We start from the raw sequence: 20,011 nt of genomic DNA, 5'->3' as shown, positions 1-20,011 counted from the left end.
GGCGCATAACCCCCTTCTTCGCAGCCGAAAGAAGGGGTGAGGTTTTTCCGTTCAGAAATCAGCAATAAATAAAAAAACAATCAATTAGTTGTAAAAATTACAGAAATTTTTTTGAAGTTTTATTAAGTATATCGCAAATTGAAATAGCATTAAAAAATGCTAAGAATTTTCCCAACTAATCTATATTTGGTTAGATGATATAGCGATAGGCTATGCTAGGGGAAGAAGCGCATCGAATCAAGCATTTTAGGCATTAACAACATCCTGACTTTCATCGGTTGCTATAAAGCAACATAAATGTTGTTTTATTTTCGTTCCCAGGAGCTATATTTTATGCAAGTGCGATCGCCAAATAATTACAGGTGATTTCCGCAAAAAATGAGTAGAATTGCCAGAATTTAGAACTATAAAATTCACCTCGAAATTCTGACAAGAAAGCAGTATATAAAGCTACCAAAAGGTTTGAAAATGAGTAAAAAAACTTATGTAACTCTAGATGGTAACGAAGCAGTTGCTTATGTTGCCTACCGCCTCAATGAAGTGATTGCCATTTATCCGATCACCCCTTCTTCACCGATGGCTGAGTGGGCGGATGCGTGGACATCAGAGAACAAACCCAATATTTGGGGCACGGTACCTTCAGTGGTGGAAATGCAAAGCGAAGGAGGGGTTGCCGGTGCTGTTCACGGCGCGTTGCAAACAGGGGCGCTAACTACCACATTCACCGCATCTCAGGGATTGTTATTGATGATCCCGAATATGTACAAAATTGCAGGGGAATTGACGCCGACAGTGTTTCACGTAGCAGCGCGATCGCTAGCCGCCCAATCCCTCTCTATTTTTGGCGATCACAGCGATGTTATGGCTGCCCGCGCCACCGGCTTTGCGATGTTGTGTTCCGCCTCGGTGCAAGAAGCCCACGATTTTGCTTTAATTTCCACCGCAGCTACCTTAGAATCGCGCATTCCTTTTGTACATTTCTTTGATGGCTTCCGCACTTCTCACGAAGTTCAAAAAGTAGAAATTATGACAGAAGAGCTGCGCGGATTTATCCCCGACGAGCTAATATTCGCTCATCGAGAACGCGCACTCACTCCCGATCGTCCAGTAGTACGGGGTACAGCCCAAAACCCCGATGTCTACTTTCAAGCGCGGGAAACAGTCAATCCTTTCTATCAAGCTTGTCCGGATATTACTCAAAAAGTAATGGATAGATTCGCCCAACTAACCGGGCGTCAATATCAGCTATTTGAATATTACGGCGATCCGGAAGCAGAACGAGTCATTGTTTTGATGGGTTCCGGTTGCGAAGCAGTTCACGAAACAGTAGATTACCTCAACAGTGGCGCAGGCGTCAGTGGCGCAGGCGTCTCGCCTGCGGAAAAAGTGGGCGTTGTAAAAGTCAGATTGTATCGCCCATTTGACAGCAAGCGATTTGTCGAATCCTTACCAGCAACAACAAAAGCGATCGCAGTTTTAGATCGCTGCAAAGAACCGGGTGCCAGCGGCGAACCATTATATCTGGATGTAGTCGTCGCGATCCAAGAAGCTCAAAGCGATCCCAATCTCAAATCCAAAATCTTAAATCTAAAATCGATTGTGGGCGGACGTTACGGCTTATCTTCCAAAGAATTTACGCCAGCGATGGTTAAAGCCGTATTCGATAATTTAGTGGCGGGCGAGACGCCCACCCCACAACAGACGCCCACCCCACAAGAGAAGAAGAATCATTTCACCGTTGGCATCAACGATGATGTCAGCCACACCAGTCTAGAATTCGATCCGCAATTCTCCACCGAACCAGATAACGTAGTGCGAGCCGTTTTCTACGGTTTGGGTTCCGACGGTACGGTAGGCGCTAATAAAAACTCGATCAAAATTATCGGCGAAGAAACTAATAACTACGCCCAAGGTTACTTCGTTTACGATTCCAAGAAATCAGGCTCGGTAACAGTATCTCACCTCCGCTTTGGGCCGAATCCTATTCGTTCTACTTATCTGATCGGTAAAGCTAACTTTGTTGCCTGTCACCAGTGGGGATTTTTGGAACAATTTGAGATGCTTGATATTGCTATCCCAGGTGCTACTTTCTTGCTGAATAGCCCCTACGATCCGGAGGAAGTTTGGAGCCACCTGCCGCGTTCGGTGCAAGAGCAAATCATTAACAAGAAGCTAAAATTATACGTATCGAACGCTACCAAAATTGCCAAAGAAAGCGGCATGGGCGGACACATCAATACAGTGATGCAAGTGTGTTTCTTTGCTTTATCTGGGGTGCTGCCACGAGAAGAAGCGATCGCTGAAATTAAGAAGTTCGTCCAAAAGACTTACGGCAAGAAAGGCGAAAAAATTGTCCAAATGAATATAAACGCGATCGACAACAGTCTGGACAATCTTTTTGCAGTCAAAGTGCCAGATAAGGTAGATAGCGAAATAAATATGCGATCGCCCGTACCGGATACCGCCCCCGCCTTCGTTCGGGAAGTTCTCGGTCAAATAATTGCCAAACGCGGCGACGAATTGCCAGTCAGCGCTTTGCCGATCGATGGTTCCTATCCCAGCGGCACATCGAAATGGGAAAAACGTAACATCTGCCAAGAAATTCCGGTTTGGGACGCGGATGTTTGCGTTCAATGCGGCAAGTGCGTGATGGTATGTCCTCACAGCGTTATTCGCAGTAAAGTTTACGAACCAGCACAACTGGAAAACGCACCGGCAACTTTCAAGAGTACCGATGCGAAAGACCACGATTGGAAGGGATTAAAATTCACCATTCAAGTCGCCGCAGAAGACTGCACTGGTTGCGGTGTTTGCGTCGATGTTTGTCCGGCGAAAAATAAATCTCAACCGAAATTGAAAGCGATTAATATGGAACCGCAATTACCATTGCGGGAACACGAACGGACAAATTGGGATTATTTCCTCAGTTTACCGAATCCCGATCGCCGGGAATTGAAATTGACCAAGATCGCTCAACAACAAATGCAAGAACCTTTGTTTGAGTTTTCAGGCGCTTGTGCTGGTTGTGGAGAAACGCCTTATCTGAAATTGGTGAGTCAATTGTTTGGCGATCGCATGGTAATTGCCAACGCCACCGGATGTTCTTCCATCTACGGCGGTAACTTGCCCACAACTCCTTGGACGCACAACAGCGAAGGACGCGGCCCAGCTTGGTCGAATTCTCTGTTTGAAGATAACGCCGAATTCGGATTGGGATTCCGCATTTCCATTGACAAACAAACTCAATTTGCCGTTGAGTTACTGACCAAATTGGCAACTCAAATAGGCGAAGGACTTGCCAACGGTATCCTGAGTGCCGCACAAAACGATGAAGCAGACATTTGGGAACAGCGCGATCGCGTCGCCCAACTCAAACAACGCTTAGAAGAACTGCTGAATTCCCAACTCGAACCCAATCTCAAATCCCAAATCAAAAATCTCAAATCTCTGGCAGATTATTTAGTCAAAAAGAGCGTTTGGATTATTGGCGGTGACGGTTGGGCTTACGATATTGGCTACGGAGGATTAGACCACGTAATTGCCAGCGGTCGCAACATTAATATACTCGTTCTCGACACAGGTGTTTATTCCAACACGGGCGGGCAAATGTCGAAAGCTACTCCACGGGGAGCAGTCGCTAAATTTGCCGCCGCCGGTAAACCTGCTGCGAAAAAAGACCTGGGTGCGATCGCCATGACCTACGGCAATGTTTACGTAGCAACTGTAGCAATGGGCGCACGAGACGAACACACCATCAAAGCCTTTTTAGAAGCCGAAGCTTACAATGGCCCATCCCTAATTATTGCTTACTCTCACTGCATTGCCCACGGTATCAATATGACTGCTGGAATGCAGCAACAAAAAGCTGCTGTCGAATCCGGTAGCTGGATACTTTATCGCTATAATCCAGATTTGGTCAGCGAAGGAAAGAATCCGCTGCAACTAGACAGTCGCACGGCAAAAATGCCTCTAGAGCAATATATGTATGCCGAAAATCGCTTTAAGATGCTGACACTTAGCAAACCGGAAGAAGCGAAACGCTTACTCAAAGAAGCACAAGAAGATGTGCATAATCGCTGGGCAATGTATCAATATCTAGCAGCGCGGCAACTACAACCAAATCACCGTCATAACGGTCATTCCGATCGCCCACAAGACCAAGGCAGCTAAACAGGCAAAAGATGAGTCATCAATAATTAATAAACTGAGAATTTTTAACCTGTATTGGTGACTCTTCATTGCTATTTCCTATTCACTATTAGTCATTACCCATTACCCAAAACCATGACAAACCAACCCCAACAACTGGAAACCCCACCAATACAAATTCCCCCTGGATTCCTGAATATCATGGGCTACGTTGACGAGTCAGAAGTAAATGGCCCCGGTCGTCGCGCCGTCGTCTGGGTGCAGGGATGTAAGCGAGAATGTCCCGGTTGTTTTAATCCTCCATCTTGGTCGTTTGAAATTAACCAATTAATCGCCGTTGATGAACTCGCAAACCAAATTTTAAGCAATCCTCAAAATGAAGGCGTCACTTTTTCCGGTGGCGAACCATTTTGGCAAGCACCAGCCCTAACTTTATTAGCCAAAAAATTAAAAGCCGCCGGTCTGAATGTCATGTCTTTTAGCGGATTTACTTTAAAACAATTGCTGGCTGAAGATGCACCGCAAGGCGCTAAACAGCTAATAGAACAACTGGACATTTTAATCGATGGCCCCTATCTCGAATCTTTAGCGGTTAATTCCCCAGATTGGCCAGTATCTTCCCGCAATCAAAAAGTTTACATCTTAAATCCTGCTTTTGAAGGCAAAATTACTTGGGCTTCCGATCAAATGGAAATTCACATTCTCAAAGATGGCAGTCGCCTGATTACTGGTTATCGCGGTCAAATGGGTTTATGGGAAGATTGAAACTCTTGAAAATAAGAGAGCTAATAAATACGGAACGCTAAAATCTCATCTCTTTAATTAGATCGAGATTAATTACTCATCATAAAAAGGAGGAAGCAGAATGAATTTAACCACAAATTATATGGGATTAACGCTGCGATCGCCCCTAGTTCCCTCCGCTGCCGCACCCCTAACAGAAAACATCGACAACGTTAAACGGATGGAAGATGCCGGCGCAGGTGCTGTCGTATTGCATTCTTTATTTGAAGAACAAATTCAGAAAGAACGTTACGAATTGCACCATCACTTAACTTACGGTACAGATAGTTTTGCGGAAGCACTCACCTATTTTCCCGAACCGCAAATATTTCATGTCGGTACAGATGAATATCTGAATCATATCCGCAAAGCCAAAGAAATGGTAAATATTCCCATTATTGCCAGCCTCAACGGTGCAACAGTTGGCGGTTGGACTGAATACGCTCAGCAAATAGAACAAGCAGGTGCGGATGGATTGGAATTAAATATTTACTATGTTCCCACCGATATAGAAATGACAGGTACACAGGTGGAGCAAAATTATATTGATATCCTCAGCACCGTAAAATCCGCAGTGAATATTCCAGTTGCCGTTAAGCTAAGTCCATACTTCAGCAATATGGCAAATATGGCGAAACGTTTGGAAGCAGCAGGTGCAGATGCACTGGTATGTTTTAACCGTTTTTATCAACCCGATATCGACATCGACGAGTTGGAAGTTAGACCGAACCTAATCTTAAGTGCGCCTCAAGATATGCGTCTGCCAATGCGCTGGATTGCTATTTTGTACGATCGCATTCACCTTGATTTTGCCGCAACTGGCGGCATCCATAAAGGTCAAGATGTCATAAAAATGCTTATGGTTGGTGCTAAAATCAGCCAAATTTGTTCTGTACTGCTACGGCATGGTATCGACCACATTCGAGTCATCGAACAAGAATTGATAGGATGGATGGCAGAACACGAATATCATTCTGTTCAACAAATGATCGGTAGCATGAGTCAAATTAACTGCCCAGACGAGTCAGCTTTTGAACGCGCTCAATATCTCAAATCTATCCAAACTTATCGACCCGTGCATAGCGTAATTTAACGCCATAAAATATGAAATTTGTTAATTAATAGGTTTCTTTGCGTAAGTCCTAAGTAAGTTAGGCTCTCCCGGACATATGGTGATAAGTAAAAATTATCTATTAGCTCAAATGCTTGCTGGATAAGGCATTTCTCTACCCTATGCCCCATACCCTATGCCCAAACAACCGGGTTTTCCACCACAAGTACGCCAGAGTCAGTATCTTCATATTTGGCATTGACAGTTATGCGGAAGCGGAATCATTCTCAATGGTTCCAGATCGGACGTACTTGTTCGGGAAGTGCCCTACTTTTAAAATCCATAATTCCTGTATCTTTCTTTCCCCTTCTAAATTGATAAGCGTTACACTCTCTGGTGTATGCTTATTACCTCTGCTTTTTCACTCGATCGAGCCATAGATCGCCACCCTCTAACAGTCACGCCTGACTCGCCAGTTTACCAGGTCATCGCCCTGATGAGTCAGGCCAGAGCCAGTTGCGTTTTGGTGGTCGAGCGACAGCAGATTGGCGCGGACGATCGCCTTTCCATAATTGGGATTTTTACAGAGCGAGATCTAGTAAAAATTACAGCCCAAGAGCGCTCTATAGAAGGAGTGACGATCGCAGAGGTGATGACCCACAAGCCTTTCACGCTTAAAGAGGCCGAAGCGCAAGATATCTTGACTCTGCTGAAGCTGTTTCGTCAAGCAAAATTTCGTCATCTGCCAATTGTAGACGACCAGAGTACTTTAGTTGGCCTGATTACCCATCAAAGCCTTCGAGAAGTTCTGCAACCGGCAGATTGGATGCGCTTAAGACGAGTTACAGAGGTAATGACAACTCAGGTAATTCAAGCGCCCTCAACTATCTCCTTAATACAGCTGACCCAGCTGATGGCACAAAAGCGTGTCAGCAGCGTAGTAATTGTACAAAATGCTCAAGGACAGAAATCCACAGAGACGCAGGAGGCCGATCGTTCGTTGCCCCAATCTGCCTCGATCCCAGTGGGGATAATCACAGAGCGGGATATCTTACAATTTCGAGCCTTGGGATTGGACTTCTACAAAACTAAAGCAGAAACAGTGATGAGTAGCCCGCTGTTGCCAATTCGATCGAGCGATTCTCTCATCGCCGCTCACGAAAAAATGCGCCAGCAGCGCATCCGGCGCTTGGTAGTTTTGGGAGATGCTGGGGAACTGATCGGTGTGATTACCCAAACCAGTCTCCTGCAAGCCCTAGATCCGATCGAAGTAGATGCCTCCGTAGGAGCTTTGCAGCGAGTAATTGAGGAGCGCACAGCAGAACTTGTGCAGACCAACAAGCGACTGGAACAAGAAATATCGGAGCATCAAAAAACGGAAGCAGCCCTGCGTTTATCAGAAGGTCGTTTGGCTGGGATTCTGAATATCGCCCAGGATGCTGTTATCTCCGTTGACGAACAAATGTGCGTTCAACTCTTCAACCAAGGTGCAGAAAAAATATTTGGCTACACCGCTGCTGAGGTTTTGCAGCAGCCAATCGACTTGCTCTTACCTCCCGGCTTCACAAAAGCCCATCGCCAGCACATTTTTAGCTTGTACAAACCCGCTGATGGGGGGCAGCAGATGGCAGGGCGTCGGGAAATTTGGCTGCGGCGCAAAGATAGAACCGAGTTTCCCGCCGAAGCTTCCATTTCCAAGCTGGATCTCCCAGAAGGAACCGTATGGACGGTGATTTTACGCGACATCTCCGATCGCAAGCGGACGGAAGAGGCACTTCGGCATCAAATGGCGCGAGAGCGTCTCCTCGCCTCTCTCTCCCTGCGAATTCGTCAGTCTTTAGATATAAATACAATTCTTAATACCACCGTTGCCGAAGTGCGACAATTTCTCAAGGCCGATCGAGTGATTATCTATCGCTTTCAGCCTGATTGGAGTGGCGTTATAGCGGTAGAATCTGTTGGCCCTGGCTGGGTTCCTATTCTGGGCACAACCATTCACGACGTATGCTTTGCGGCAAATTACTTAGATCGATATGAAAACGGTCGCATCGAAGCAATCGAAGATATCTACACCTCCGGGATAAGTCAGTGTCGCATCGATCTACTGGCTCCTTTACAGGTCAGAGCCAACTTAGTAGTTCCCATCCTTAAAGAAACCAGGGCAGCAGAAGGGCTGGTTAGTACAGGCGTCCTTTCAGAGGCAGCAGAGCAGCCGCACGATATCGTAACTCAAAACTCAGTACAGGCGAAGCATTCGCGCTCAGAATCTAGTGCAATAACGCCAAAACAGAGCGCGAATCCTGATGCTTCCACTACCATAGCCCCTTCTCTTTGGGGATTGTTGGGGGTACATCAATGTTCGCGAGCCAGACGATGGCAGGAATGGGAAATCGATCTGCTCAAACAATTGGCCACACAGGTGGCGATCGCTCTCCAGCAAGCAGAACTATACCAAAAGTTGCTCGCCGCTAACCAACAGTTGCTGGAACTAGCTTCCTCAGATGGATTAACCTTGGTGGCAAATCGCCGTCGCTTTGACGAATACCTCAATCAAGAGTGGCGGCGACTGGTAAGAGAGCGAGAGCCACTATCGCTGATTCTCTGCGATGTAGACTTTTTCAAAGCTTACAACGACACATACGGTCATATCGCAGGTGATATCTGTTTGCAGAAAGTGGCGGAAGCTATTCGTCAAGCCACAAGACGCCCAGCCGATCTGGTGGCCCGCTACGGCGGTGAAGAATTTGCCGTGATACTCCCCAACACACACTCTGCCGGGGCAGTTTATGTAGCCGAGCAAATCCGTGCCAAAGTCGCAACTATGCAAATTGAGCATCCCAACTCACAAGTAAGCCAGTTTATTACCCTCAGTTTGGGAGTTGGCAGCACGATTCCCGACTATCAATCTTCACCTGCTCAGCTAATTGCTGCGGCTGACCAAGCGCTTTATGAAGCAAAAGCACAAGGACGCGATCGAACTGTGGCCCACAATGTCTAAATTCACGATCCTATTTACCAATGTACAAACAGTACGATACAATATCGAAACCAAGTCGGTTCTGACGGGGAGCAGCCGTCAGAGGTAACGGGGAAAGAACGGTGAAAGCCCGTCACTGTCCCGCAACTGTGATGAGGCAATATCTTTTTGTCTCTAAGTCAGAATGCCTGCCGACTTAGACATCACTCCTGAAAACATCTGCGAGGTATGGATGACTGCACGTTCTATTTCGATTCGGAAAAAAGCGATTAACTTAACTTTATCGTTGCCCGTACAAGCGACTCTTTACTTATCCCTTTCTTCTCTGATACTCTGGACAGTTTACTTCTCCACATACCCAACTGCACATAACAATCTCCATTCTCTGCGTCACAGCACTTTGCTCGTCGGCTGTCATTAGTCATCAGTCATCAGTCATCGATCGAATGTTAGCGGTTAGAAGGAAAAGACCGCTAACAATTAACTTTTGACAGACGAGTTTTGAGTGACGGCTCATCATCGGCAAAGCACAAATGAAAAGAAGCAAACATCTTTTAATAGGTGCGATCGCTCTGATGGCGATCGCCTGTTTTCGTTCCAGTGGAGTAGCTCAAAATCCTCAACCAACAGTACAATTAACAACTGAACCGACTGTTGGCAAAATATTACCATTTCAGGCGGCAGCTGCAACACCTCAATCGCCAGCACTTCTAAAGTTACAGGCTTTAAATACATCCGGTAAACCTTTAAAGGACGCCAGAATTCACCTCAGTATTCTCACACCACCTCAAAATCCCTGGTTTGCCACCGATTTTCCCATCGTGGAAGGAACAAAGTTACTGGATATCGAAACGATCGCTCCCGACGGCAAATTGCAAATCCAGCAAATTTTGCCAATTCGAGGAAAATATCAGTTATTGGTAAATGTCACGCCAGTTGTTGCCAATGAATTTACTCCAATTCAGCAAAACTTGAGCGTTTCTGTCGCTGAAAATGCGGTTAAATGGCGGAATTTTGCTATTTTAGCAGCAATCCTATTGCTGGTAGGATTGGCAGGTGGTTGGGTAATCGGAGGAAAACAAAAAATCCAGCCAGGAGAAATCGCGCCGTCACAGGTGCGATTGTTGCTGAGTGGGTTAACTGTAGTAGCGATCGCCGCACTGCTATTTGTAAATATCAGCGCCGAACTCGCAGAATCTCAAACACACTCACACCATCACTCTCACGAAGATTCTTCCTTACAGGAAAAACCAACTATTATCAATGCGGGAATCAAACTGGAACTATCCGGAGACAGTCACGCCACAGTCGGTCAGCTTGCTAACTACCAAATCCAAGCAACTGACACTAAAACAGGCAAACCAGCTAGCAATTTAGCTTTTCAGATCGAGACAATTCAGCTAGAAGATAATTGGGTAGCTTTTGCTTATAATGGCAAAACTGATGCTAAGGGAAACTTTGCTTGGGGTCAGCAATTTTTCGATGGCGCACCTCATCGAGTAGAGGTAGAATTTTCTCCGAAAATTAATGGCGATAACAAATCTTCACCTTTAAAATTGACTAAAGCGATCGAAGTAGAAGGGATCGCGCCTCCCCTGTCACTGCGGTTAATTTCTCTCGCTTACTTTACAGGCATCATCGCCATAGGCTTAGTCATAGGACTGCGACTGCCACATCCTCAAACAAAATAATTAAACCTGAAAATGCAACATACTTTATTTGTTTGTACAACCTGCGCCACCGTTTGGAAAGAAGGAAAGCCACAAGGAAAAAGTGGCGGCGAACAATTGCTAGAAAATCTCAACAAACTTCATCAAAACTGGGATTTAAAAGATAACTTTACTATTCAGCAAGTTAAGTGTATGAGTGCTTGCAGCCATGCCTGTACCATCTCATTTGCTGCACCAGGAAAATACACTTATTTATTTGGCGATTTACCAGTCGGAGATAGTGCATCTGCTATCCTGGACTGCGCCTACCAATATTATGCTAAAGCTGATGGTTCGTTACCTTGGTCGGAGCGACCCGAACCTCTGAAAAAGGGTATAATAGCGAAAATTCCTCCTTTAACAGAGGCGAGAAGTTAGATTTTTATACTTTGCCAGTTCGGCAATCGCCAAAAACAATTAATTCGAGCGATTAATTAAGACAAGATTCTTGAGAGTTAGGATAGTTTTATGGCCGGAAAAATTCCAGTTACTGTAATTACAGGTTTCTTGGGTAGCGGTAAAACCACGTTGATTCGGCAAATGCTGCAAAATAATCAAGGTCGCCGAATAGCTGTACTTGTTAATGAATTTGGCGAGTTGGGAATAGACGGAGAATTGTTGCGATCGTGCCAAGTTTGCGATGAGGAAGAAAATCCTGCTAGCAACATAGTAGAACTCACAAACGGTTGCCTTTGTTGCACGGTACAGGAAGAATTTTTACCAACTATGCAACAAATTTTGCAGCGAAAAGATAAGCTAGATTGCATCCTGATCGAAACATCGGGATTGGCTTTACCGAAACCGTTAATTCAAGCATTTCGGTGGCCGGAAATTCGCACGGGTGCTACAGTAGATGGTGTCGTCACGGTGGTAGACTGCGAAGCCATTTCATCTGGTACTCTCGCCAGCGATATCAACGCTTTAAACGCGCAAAGAGAAGCCGATCCAAATTTAGATCACGAAACGCCGATCGAAGAACTGTTTGAAGACCAATTGGCTTGTGCGGATATGGTACTCTTGACAAAAGTCGATCGAGTAGATTCGCAAACACAAACGCAAGTACAAAATTGGCTGAAACAGCAGTTACCGCAAACAGTGAAAATTGTGCCTTGCGATCGGGGAAATATCAGTCCAGAATTGCTCTTGGGATTCAATGCTTCTGTAGAAGATAATTTAGAAAGTCGTCCCAGTCATCACGATGAAGAAGAAGACCACGATCACGATGACGAAATTAACTCGGTTTACTTTATTTTCGATAAAAATTTTGAACCGCAAGCATTGGTAGCTAAGCTGCAAGATTTGGTAGAAAAGTTGGAGATTTATCGCATTAAAGGTTTTGTTGACGTAGCGAACAAACCAATGCGGTTAGTGCTGCAAGGAGTAGGCGATCGCATCGAATATTTCTTCGATCGACCTTGGCAAAGTTCCGAACTGCGTCAAACAAAATTGGTATTTATCGGTCGCGACCTCGATCGCACTCAAATTGAGTCAGCGCTTTTGGAAATGTGAAGCGATCGCAAATTATAATTGGTAAACAAAAATCCGATCCCTCCTCTTTGCCTTTCAAATGCCGTACAGCCAATTTACTACCATTAGCAAAGTAAAAGCTGCCTTCGATCTTACAGTTTTGGCTCTTCCGTACTTGAAGTGATAATAAAATGTAATGAATGCTTTGGAAAGCCTGTCATACAAGCGTTATACCTTTCGTAGAAGTACAAAATCTAACTTATTAGTTTTAGACCCTTGAGCTTCGCTCTGCTCAAGCCAACCGGCAAATTGATTAGCAAAATTTATCACACTAAGTACGGGAGAGCCCAAAACGAGAGCGTCAACAATATGCCGAAGAAAGTTGAATTTCCCTTTGAAAAAGCAAGACGAATTACCCCAGAAGAAGTGATGGCGGCTGAAACTGCTATTCAAGAGCAGTTTGGCATCAATTATTCTAGAGTTGGAAGACCGCCAAAAAATGAAACAGAAAAATATCAAGCAGTATCAATTCGACTTCATCCTCAAGTGATTGCTTGGGCAAAAGCGGAAGCAGAAAAACGAGGAGTTGGTTATCAAACTATTATTAATGAAGCTTTGCTTAAACTTTCGGTATGACAGGTAATTATGATGCACAGAAGTGAGGCGCGATCGCTCTATCGGTGAAAAAAGATAAAGTGCGTTGGCGTAGCCTGCCTAACGGGATATCCCGTAGCCTGTGTGTCAGCACTTATCGCATTTTTCAGCCTCGTCTCGATCGTGTCTGTCTCTCACAGATTGCTTATGATAAATGTATTATCCTATGTCTGGGAGTTTAAACCATGTCTCTCGCTGAGTTAATTCCTTTGGTGAACAATCTGAGCCAGTCAGACAAATTATCTCTCTTCAAACTCCTAGCCGTGCAAATCCCAAAGGCTGAATTACAAGTTATCTTTTCTGCATCAGAGTATCCAGTTTGGTCGCCCTACGACGCAACGGAAGCGGCAAACATTCTGATGCAGATGATTCGGGATGACCAAGAGACATCTACTCATGCCTAGTAAAATCGAGTTTCCCTTTTCTGACGATGAAGCATTACCCACAATTCCCATCACTCTGAGTCATGCAGGCTTCTCTGTCTCCGCGAATGCACTGCTAGATACTGGGTCTGCGGTCAACCTATTACCTTATGACATCGGGCTGCAATTGGGTGTCATTTGGGAGGAACAAACTGTCCGCTTACCATTGGCAGGAAATCTTGCAAAGGTTGAAGCGCGGGGTGTATTTGTGTATGTTCAAATTGGGAATCTAGAAGCAGTTCGTCTAGCATTTGCCTGGGCACAATCCTCTCAGGTGCCTTTAATTCTTGGGCAAACGAATTTCTTTCGAGAATTTGATGTTTGTTTTCAGCGATCGCGATGCACGATCGAGATTATCCGCTTCTAATAAGCGTCGATGTTGCTCTTTGATCGGCGGTTTTACTACTCCAAATCTCTTTACAAAAATAGGGTATGTTATGTTTTTCTAACACACCCTCACAAAACTAATTGAAACGCGATCGCCTCTCAGTAAAAAAGTAAGCGGCGATCGCATCCACATAAAGAGTGCGATCGCCTGTCGGTGAAAAAAGGTAAAGTGCGTTGGCGTAGCCTGTGTGTCAGCACTTATCGCATCTTTTACTCTCATCTCGATCGTGTCTGCTGAGTGGGTAGGGTGCGTCAGATTTTTAAGTTAATTAACTAATCCATAGTTTGATTGTCTGACGCACCCTACGGACTGAATTATTTGCTTTCCCTATAAAACCATCATCTAATGTTGAGATTAGTTTTAACCACTCGGAAAATCTCGACCAATAACCTATGTCCGCTCCAGCCTAACTGGTTCCACTTCATAGCGTCCCGATGTACGAGTAACATTATACCTTCCTCCACCACTTAATTGACGCTCAAGTATGTATCGAGGCTGGCGACCATATTCAGTATAAAAAAGAAAGGTAGAAGCACCAGAAAAAGTACGACATTGACTAGGAGTTAAAGCCTCGAGCTTACCGTTAAGTCTAAAGGTTATTCTTTCTGTAACACCTGTATGGCTACAAATAACAACTTGATTAGGTGCAATAGCTTGAGCATTAACAGCCAGTGGCACAAATCCTAACACAGTACTCAAAGCAGTCAAAACGGCTGCTTTGTTAACATTACGCATTTGAATCAATCCTCCTTAAGGATGAATTCTTTATCTTTTCCATCAAACCGCAAGCCCGATCGCTCTGTCAGTCGGATCGTGTCGGAACTTTTCCCCAAAAAGTTGCCAAAATGTCGGAAAAATGTCGGAAAGATCGGATAAGATCGGAAAAACCGACCCATCTGACCAATCTATGGATATTGCAGAAGTCTTGAAACTCGCTGATGAACTGCTTTTCACACATACAGGCGATCGTCTGGACTCTCTGCAAGAAACAATTCTTAAAGGAACTTTACAAGGTCAGAAATATGCCAAAATTGCTTCAGAAAACCATTTAAGTGAAGGTCATGTTCGAGATACTGCATCGGAATTATGGCAAAAGTTGTCGGAAACTTTAGGGGAAGATGTTAATAAATTAAATGTGCGGAATGTTTTAGAAAAAATTATTATATCGAATAGTGTTTCTGCCATTGGCGATTTTATTAGTATTCATCAAGTAAGTATTTGTTCAAAACGAAAGAGAGTACCTAAACCTTCTCCGCTATCCAAACCAACTGAAAAACACCATTTAGATATAGATAATGCCCCAGAAATTACCGCCTTTTACGGACGTTATGAAGAACTAAACAGTTTAAAAAGCTGGTTAATTCAAGATCGTATCCGCATCGTTACCTTAATTGGTATGATAGGAATTGGTAAAACGACGCTGGCGATTAAACTAATTGAAGAAATCAAAACGCAATTTGAATATATTGTTTATCGCAGTCTTCGATATTCTCCAGATATAGATAGTTTTTTAACTGACTTACTGCAAAGCTTTGTCTCTGCTGCTGCTGTTCCCAATACGCTCGATCGCCAAGTCGATTTATTGCTTAAATTTTTACGCAAACATCGATGTTTGATTATTATAGATGACTTGCAGATGTTATTTGAAACAGGAGAATTTGCAGGTCAATATCGAGCCGAATTTGAGGGATATTATCTGTTATTTAAACAAATTGCTGAATTGTCTCATGCAAGTAGTTTGTTGTTGATTACTAGCGAACAACCAGAAGATGCGATATGCCATCCGGCACGCTGCGCGAACGCAAGTCGGTATAAATTCACCCGTTGTTTGAAACTCGCAGGTTTGGGAGATTCCGCTAAACAAATTTTAAAGGATAAAGAGTTGTCAGATGAGGAGATATGGGATACATTGATTGAAAAGTATTGCGGTCATCCTTTATGGTTAGAAATGACAGCGACGATGATTCAAGAGTTATTTGCTGGAAGTATCGCAGAATTTTTATCTTATCCGTCATTGATATTAAGTAATGAAATTGTCTCTCAACTAAGTCGGGTATGGGGAAGGTTAACTGAATCGGAAAAGCAGCTTGTTAATTATTTAGCTAAACAAGAAAAATCTGTTACTTTGGTGGAAGTTTTACAGAAAATGTCCGATCATTATACACCAGAGATAATATTAAATGCCATACGATCGCTCAAAAGACGTTGTTTTTTAGAAGATAATCGGGATGGCTCCTTAAGGCTCGATCGCACTTTAGAAGCGTATGTGCGATCCCACTTTGCCGATATAGCCTAAGTACATCTACCCTGAGTATAATTTGCGATCCCCAGATCCCCAGGCAATTCTCTACCCTCTTGTAGGGGTAAGCACGTAACCGTTTGTTTCACTATGTAAATGTGAGTTAACAAATCAACGGGATTGCATAGGTATGACAACAACAAATGTGAGCGCTTACGATCGAGGTAAAGAAGCTTTAAAAAGCTTGAGTGTAGACGATCAACTCGGTTTATTGTGGTTTGTTTACACCAAAATAGGCAAATCAATTACTCCAGCTGCTCCCGGCGCTTCTGGGTCTGAAATTGCTCAGGGATTGTTCGAGCAAGTAAAGGTACTTCCCTTTGACCAACAGCTGCAAGTTCAACGCGATATTGCTGCTAGAAAGAATACTCAAATTAGCCGCCAATATGGCTCTTTGAGTCCTGAAACTAAGTTGGCTTTTTGGTACTATTTAGCTCAAGGTATGGACAACAAAACTATCATTCCCGTACCTCCCGAATATCAACTTCCCCAAGCCGGTCAAGAGTTGCTGGCGAAGATTGAAGGAATGAGATTTCAAGAGCAAATTGATTTCTTGCGCGGTGCAGTGTTAGAAATGGGTGCTGAAGCTGCGGGTAGCTCTATCTAATAATTGCAAGAAACCAGGTTTTTTAGACGATACCTTCGTCATTTTTTATAGGTTGAGTTGAGGGAAGGGAAACCAAACGCAAATGTTGGGTTTCTCAACCCAACCTACGAATCTAATAGTTTCAGAAACCGGGTTTTTTAGAAAAACCCGGTTTCTCTGATTAACGATGGGGAGTAGCAGCACAAAGTTGGCGATCGCTCTCGTAAACATGAGGATTAGTTTGCAGATAATCCCGCAAGCGATCGCAACCGCTCAGTAATAGCTCATCTAGCTTGATTTCGATTTGTTTTTTGTCTAAATGCCACAGATACTCTGTTGTTTGACCATCAGGACTAAAATTAAATTTCTTGATAGTATTGCCACCTTCTAATCGCTCGCAATCTTTATCTGAATAGAGCGCTTCATGCAGTCTAATTACAGTCAATAACTTGAGATCGGGCGGTTCTTCAATCTCCTGTAATTTTTTGCCAGCTTTAACACTAGCTACTAATGCTCCCACGCGATCGCGAGAAAGAAGTCGAGCTTCCGACACCGTATTTAGCGCCTCAATTTCTTTTCTTTCTGCTAGTTGCCTTTGCCATTCTGCTTTTCGCCCAAAGAAACCTGCCAGTATCGTTACCGCTGCTGCAATTACCGATATCAAAGCCAATCCAACAAAGCCTCGACGAATGATTTGTTTGGCTTTTTGTTGAGCTGCAATTAATATTTGATTTGCTTGTTCGACAAATCTTAACTGTTCTTCTGCAAATCTTTGTCTAGCTCTTTCTCTTCTTAATTGTTCCACAATCAATGATACCTGTTCTTGGCGGATAAAAGGTAGCAGATACCCGTAAATTAGTTGATAGCGATCGGCTGGCACTTCTGGCTGCAAAAACACCAAACCCACACCCACTAAAACTGTTAGCACTAAGTCAATTTTTTCTGCCTCTACCTCTAAGCCGATGATTTTTAATGCAGCTACCAACTCAGCACGAGTCTTACGCAGACAATTACCGTTATCATCTGTAAGCGAATACAAAACTAATCGCGCCACTTGTTCGTTAGGCGTACCGCAATCTCTGATAGCGCAATCTAGAAATAGCTCAACCAGTTTTTCTTTAGATCCAAATTGTCGATATTGTGCCAGCGTTGTAATTCTTTCTGCTTCCAATCTAGATCCTATCATCTGCAATTCGCTCGGACGAACTAAGCCTCTTTCATCAGCAAAATCTTGCAACAACTCCTCTATCAAAGCAGTTTCTAACTGAAGCTGGGCGCGTGCAGTGAGGCGTTCGATCGCTAACTGTGCATCGACTGAAGAAAACTTTTCCAAGTAGTAGCGCATATCCTTATCTAGAATGTTATTGTTGATAACATCCAGGTTGGCAATCCGATCCCACTCCAACAAATAATGCAAATAATCTTCCCGCATTGATAGAAGGATTTTCACAAAGGGAAGATTTAGGCAAAGGCGCAAAAAATCATAAAACCGCCGCCGTTCGACAGGATGGCTGCAAACGCAAAAGAATTGCTCAAACTGGTCAAAAATCAGCACGTTTAACAGATGCCGATCGCTATTAATTCGCAATTGTTCTGCAATCGCTTCTACAGAATCTAGTATCTGAAGAGATTCAACAGCAACAGCCCTATTTGCTAATTTAATTTCTTGGAGCCCTTCTGTTAACAATCGACCCAAACCGATAACCCAATCGGTATAATTTGATAGCACCACAGGCAAAGCAATTCGCTCCGATTTAAACCCAGATCTAGTTGGAGCCGGATCTTCCATAAGTCTTTGCTTCAATAGCGGTACTAAGCCAGCTTTTATCAAAGAAGTTTTCCCAACACCTGGCTCACCGTGAATAACTATTAGTTTGCGATCGCTACGGCTGAGGCGATCGATCAAGTGAGTCACATCTTGCCAGCGCAGCGCAATGATTTCCGCCGCTACAGTTACCCCCTGCTCAAATGGCTTGCGGACTGGATTGAGTGCTTGTCGCTGCGGTTGCAAGCATCCCGCACCGATAAAAGCGCGAAAAGCGTACTGATGCTCGATCGAGCTTTGTTCTTGCTTGAGTCTAAAGGCTTCTAAATAACGACCTTCCTGGAAGTAGAGTTCGCGCAACTTCTCCAATATCTCGATATACAATTGCGGAGCGTATCGCCGATCGCTTTCAGCCTTAGCCGTTTCCAATTTTTCGATTGCTTCGCTTACCTGCCCCAAACACGAAAGCGATCGTCCCAGCAACAACAAATACCAACTTTTATGCCATCTTTTCACCCAATCTAAGTTTGGCCCCAATGGCTCGACATTGGCAACCGATTCTGACTCTTGGGCATTCAAAATAATTTGTATAGCTGTTTCTGCGCGTTCCTTTGCTAAATGCCAAGCCGATTTAGACAGCGCCACTTCTGCTAAAAAGCCGTAAGCTTGTGCCAATCTCGTAAAATCCGGATAGATTTGATGGATATCCCGCGACTTTGTAGCAACCATTTCTAGCAGATCCCACTGCTGTAGTCGTTTGTACGCCTCTCCCAAAGCATTGATAAATTTCGCGACCACATCCCGACGTGACAGTTGTTCAAACATATCGATACATTGCTCAAGGAGATCCCGCGCTTGAGAACTAGCATCTGCATATTGGGAGCGATGCAAAACTGCATATCTGAGCCACCAAACACCCAGATAGAATAGCAGACAGCCTTGGCGTTCTCGATAAACTAAGTCGGGGAGTGGCGAAGAGGAGGAATTTTGACTTTTGACTTCCGCGCTCTCCCCTTGTTGCCAAAAAGCGAGACTCTGCTCATAAAGTTGACGCGATCGCTCCATATCATCATTAATAAAAGCCTCGCGACCTCGCAGAAAAGCCAAACTGGCTTCTAGATCGGGGTCTAAACTAACACCACGGCTTTGCAAATCGGAAAGAGCATCATCGAGTTCTTGGCGGTGTGTAGAAGTTGCCCAGTCGAAAGAACTATAGGCAGAAGCATTATCGGCGGTCTGTAAAACCCTAGCAAATAAAGAATCAGCCTCTGTCCGGAGAAAGTCAATTAACTGCTGTGTAGGCATTTCAAACTTAATTGTCGGAGCGGCAAAACTCTTGAAATCCGGTGCCAATCGCGTCAGTTTGTGGAGTACCATATCTGTCACCCACAACACCAGTGGGAAAGGAAAATTTTGGCAGAACTGATCCCGCATTCTATTCGTAGAAACTAGCAAATCGTCGAGAGCGATCGCAGATTCCAAACCCAAAACCATCAGAGCTTGTGGAAACTGCTCAGAAACTGTTCCCAGAATAGTCCCGTGCAATTGCGTAACAGACTTCGGTAAAACCAACTCGCACATTTTAACGCTACATCGCTGCCTGAAATTGCGGACTGTTTCTGCTCGCAAGCGTGCGTAATTGCATAACACTAAAATTAGCTCAAATTCTCCCTGAGAAAGCACGAGCGCCCGTGCCAAAGTTTGCAACGAACGCTCGTTATGGGAGTGAAAGTATTCTTCCCGATGCGGGTCAACCATGAC

General features: G+C 44.3%; 16 protein-coding genes and 1 riboswitch. Of the genes, 13 read left to right on the top strand and 3 right to left on the bottom strand.

Annotated elements, in window-relative coordinates:
* The first annotated feature begins 468 nt into the window (after positions 1–468).
* The 11 genes from nifJ to H6G03_RS15890 all read left to right on the top strand — a co-directional run bounded on the left by nifJ (position 469) and on the right by H6G03_RS15890 (position 13,579).
* Positions 469–4,170, top strand: a complete 3,702-nt coding sequence (gene nifJ / locus H6G03_RS15940) for a pyruvate:ferredoxin (flavodoxin) oxidoreductase (RefSeq protein WP_190465351.1) — start codon at positions 469–471, stop codon at positions 4,168–4,170.
* A 114-nt stretch (positions 4,171–4,284) separates the two neighbouring features.
* On the top strand, positions 4,285–4,914 hold the full coding sequence (locus tag H6G03_RS15935; protein WP_190465350.1) for a 4Fe-4S single cluster domain-containing protein: 630 nt from the start codon (positions 4,285–4,287) through the stop codon (positions 4,912–4,914).
* Positions 4,915–5,014: 100 nt separating this feature from the next.
* A complete protein-coding gene (locus H6G03_RS15930; RefSeq protein WP_190465349.1) occupies positions 5,015–6,025 on the top strand; it encodes a dihydroorotate dehydrogenase-like protein in 1,011 nt (336 codons plus the stop codon).
* Between the two features lie 358 nt (positions 6,026–6,383).
* A complete protein-coding gene (locus H6G03_RS15925) occupies positions 6,384–8,981 on the top strand; it encodes a diguanylate cyclase domain-containing protein (protein WP_190465348.1) in 2,598 nt (865 codons plus the stop codon).
* A 39-nt stretch (positions 8,982–9,020) separates the two neighbouring features.
* Positions 9,021–9,170, top strand: a riboswitch (cobalamin riboswitch).
* A complete protein-coding gene (locus H6G03_RS15920) occupies positions 9,145–9,381 on the top strand; it encodes a CbtB-domain containing protein (RefSeq protein WP_242056922.1) in 237 nt (78 codons plus the stop codon). It overlaps the preceding riboswitch by 26 nt.
* A gap of 112 nt (positions 9,382–9,493) precedes the next feature.
* Positions 9,494–10,651 (top strand): hypothetical protein, encoded by a 1,158-nt coding sequence (locus tag H6G03_RS15915; RefSeq protein WP_199315314.1) that lies wholly within the window; start codon positions 9,494–9,496, stop codon positions 10,649–10,651.
* Positions 10,652–10,663: 12 nt separating this feature from the next.
* Complete coding sequence (locus H6G03_RS15910) at positions 10,664–11,047, top strand: DUF1636 domain-containing protein (protein ID WP_190465347.1); 384 nt, start codon at positions 10,664–10,666, stop codon at positions 11,045–11,047.
* A 90-nt stretch (positions 11,048–11,137) separates the two neighbouring features.
* Entirely contained in the window at positions 11,138–12,178 is a 1,041-nt protein-coding gene (gene cobW, locus H6G03_RS15905) for a cobalamin biosynthesis protein CobW (RefSeq protein WP_190465346.1), read from the top strand.
* 327 nt (positions 12,179–12,505) lie between these two features.
* A complete protein-coding gene (locus tag H6G03_RS15900) occupies positions 12,506–12,772 on the top strand; it encodes a BrnA antitoxin family protein (RefSeq protein WP_190465345.1) in 267 nt (88 codons plus the stop codon).
* A 203-nt stretch (positions 12,773–12,975) separates the two neighbouring features.
* Positions 12,976–13,194, top strand: a complete 219-nt coding sequence (locus H6G03_RS15895; protein ID WP_190465344.1) for a hypothetical protein — start codon at positions 12,976–12,978, stop codon at positions 13,192–13,194.
* Complete coding sequence (locus H6G03_RS15890; protein ID WP_190465343.1) at positions 13,187–13,579, top strand: aspartyl protease family protein; 393 nt, start codon at positions 13,187–13,189, stop codon at positions 13,577–13,579. The genes H6G03_RS15895 and H6G03_RS15890 overlap by 8 nt, the downstream gene beginning before the upstream one ends.
* A 78-nt stretch (positions 13,580–13,657) precedes the next feature.
* Here the strand turns inward: H6G03_RS15890 and H6G03_RS15885 are convergent, their stop codons facing one another.
* Together H6G03_RS15885 and H6G03_RS15880 are read right to left on the bottom strand one after the other, a co-directional pair.
* Positions 13,658–13,819: a hypothetical protein gene (locus H6G03_RS15885; RefSeq protein ID WP_190465342.1), complete on the bottom strand. Its 162-nt coding sequence runs from the start codon at positions 13,817–13,819 to the stop codon at positions 13,658–13,660.
* 171 nt (positions 13,820–13,990) lie between these two features.
* The gene (locus tag H6G03_RS15880) at positions 13,991–14,335 is read right to left on the bottom strand and encodes a hypothetical protein (RefSeq protein ID WP_190465341.1); all 345 of its coding nucleotides are present in this window, start codon (positions 14,333–14,335) and stop codon (positions 13,991–13,993) included.
* Positions 14,336–14,456: 121 nt separating this feature from the next.
* On the opposite strand from H6G03_RS15880, the gene H6G03_RS38075 reads away from it, so the two are divergent.
* Positions 14,457–15,896 carry an NB-ARC domain-containing protein gene (locus H6G03_RS38075; protein WP_242060410.1) on the top strand — a complete coding sequence of 480 codons (1,440 nt, stop codon included), beginning with the start codon at positions 14,457–14,459 and terminating at the stop codon, positions 15,894–15,896.
* A gap of 133 nt (positions 15,897–16,029) precedes the next feature.
* Positions 16,030–16,506, top strand: coding sequence for an orange carotenoid protein N-terminal domain-containing protein (locus H6G03_RS15870; RefSeq protein ID WP_190465340.1), 477 nt, complete (start codon positions 16,030–16,032; stop codon positions 16,504–16,506).
* Positions 16,507–16,666: 160 nt separating this feature from the next.
* Here the strand turns inward: H6G03_RS15870 and H6G03_RS15865 are convergent, their stop codons facing one another.
* Complete coding sequence (locus H6G03_RS15865; protein WP_190465339.1) at positions 16,667–20,008, bottom strand: nSTAND1 domain-containing NTPase; 3,342 nt, start codon at positions 20,006–20,008, stop codon at positions 16,667–16,669.
* Positions 20,009–20,011 lie beyond the last annotated feature (3 nt).

It is taken from the genome of Aerosakkonema funiforme FACHB-1375, from assembly GCF_014696265.1.
Lineage (GTDB): Bacteria > Cyanobacteriota > Cyanobacteriia > Cyanobacteriales > Aerosakkonemataceae > Aerosakkonema > Aerosakkonema funiforme_A.
This window is presented reverse-complemented; position numbering and strand designations above follow the sequence as displayed.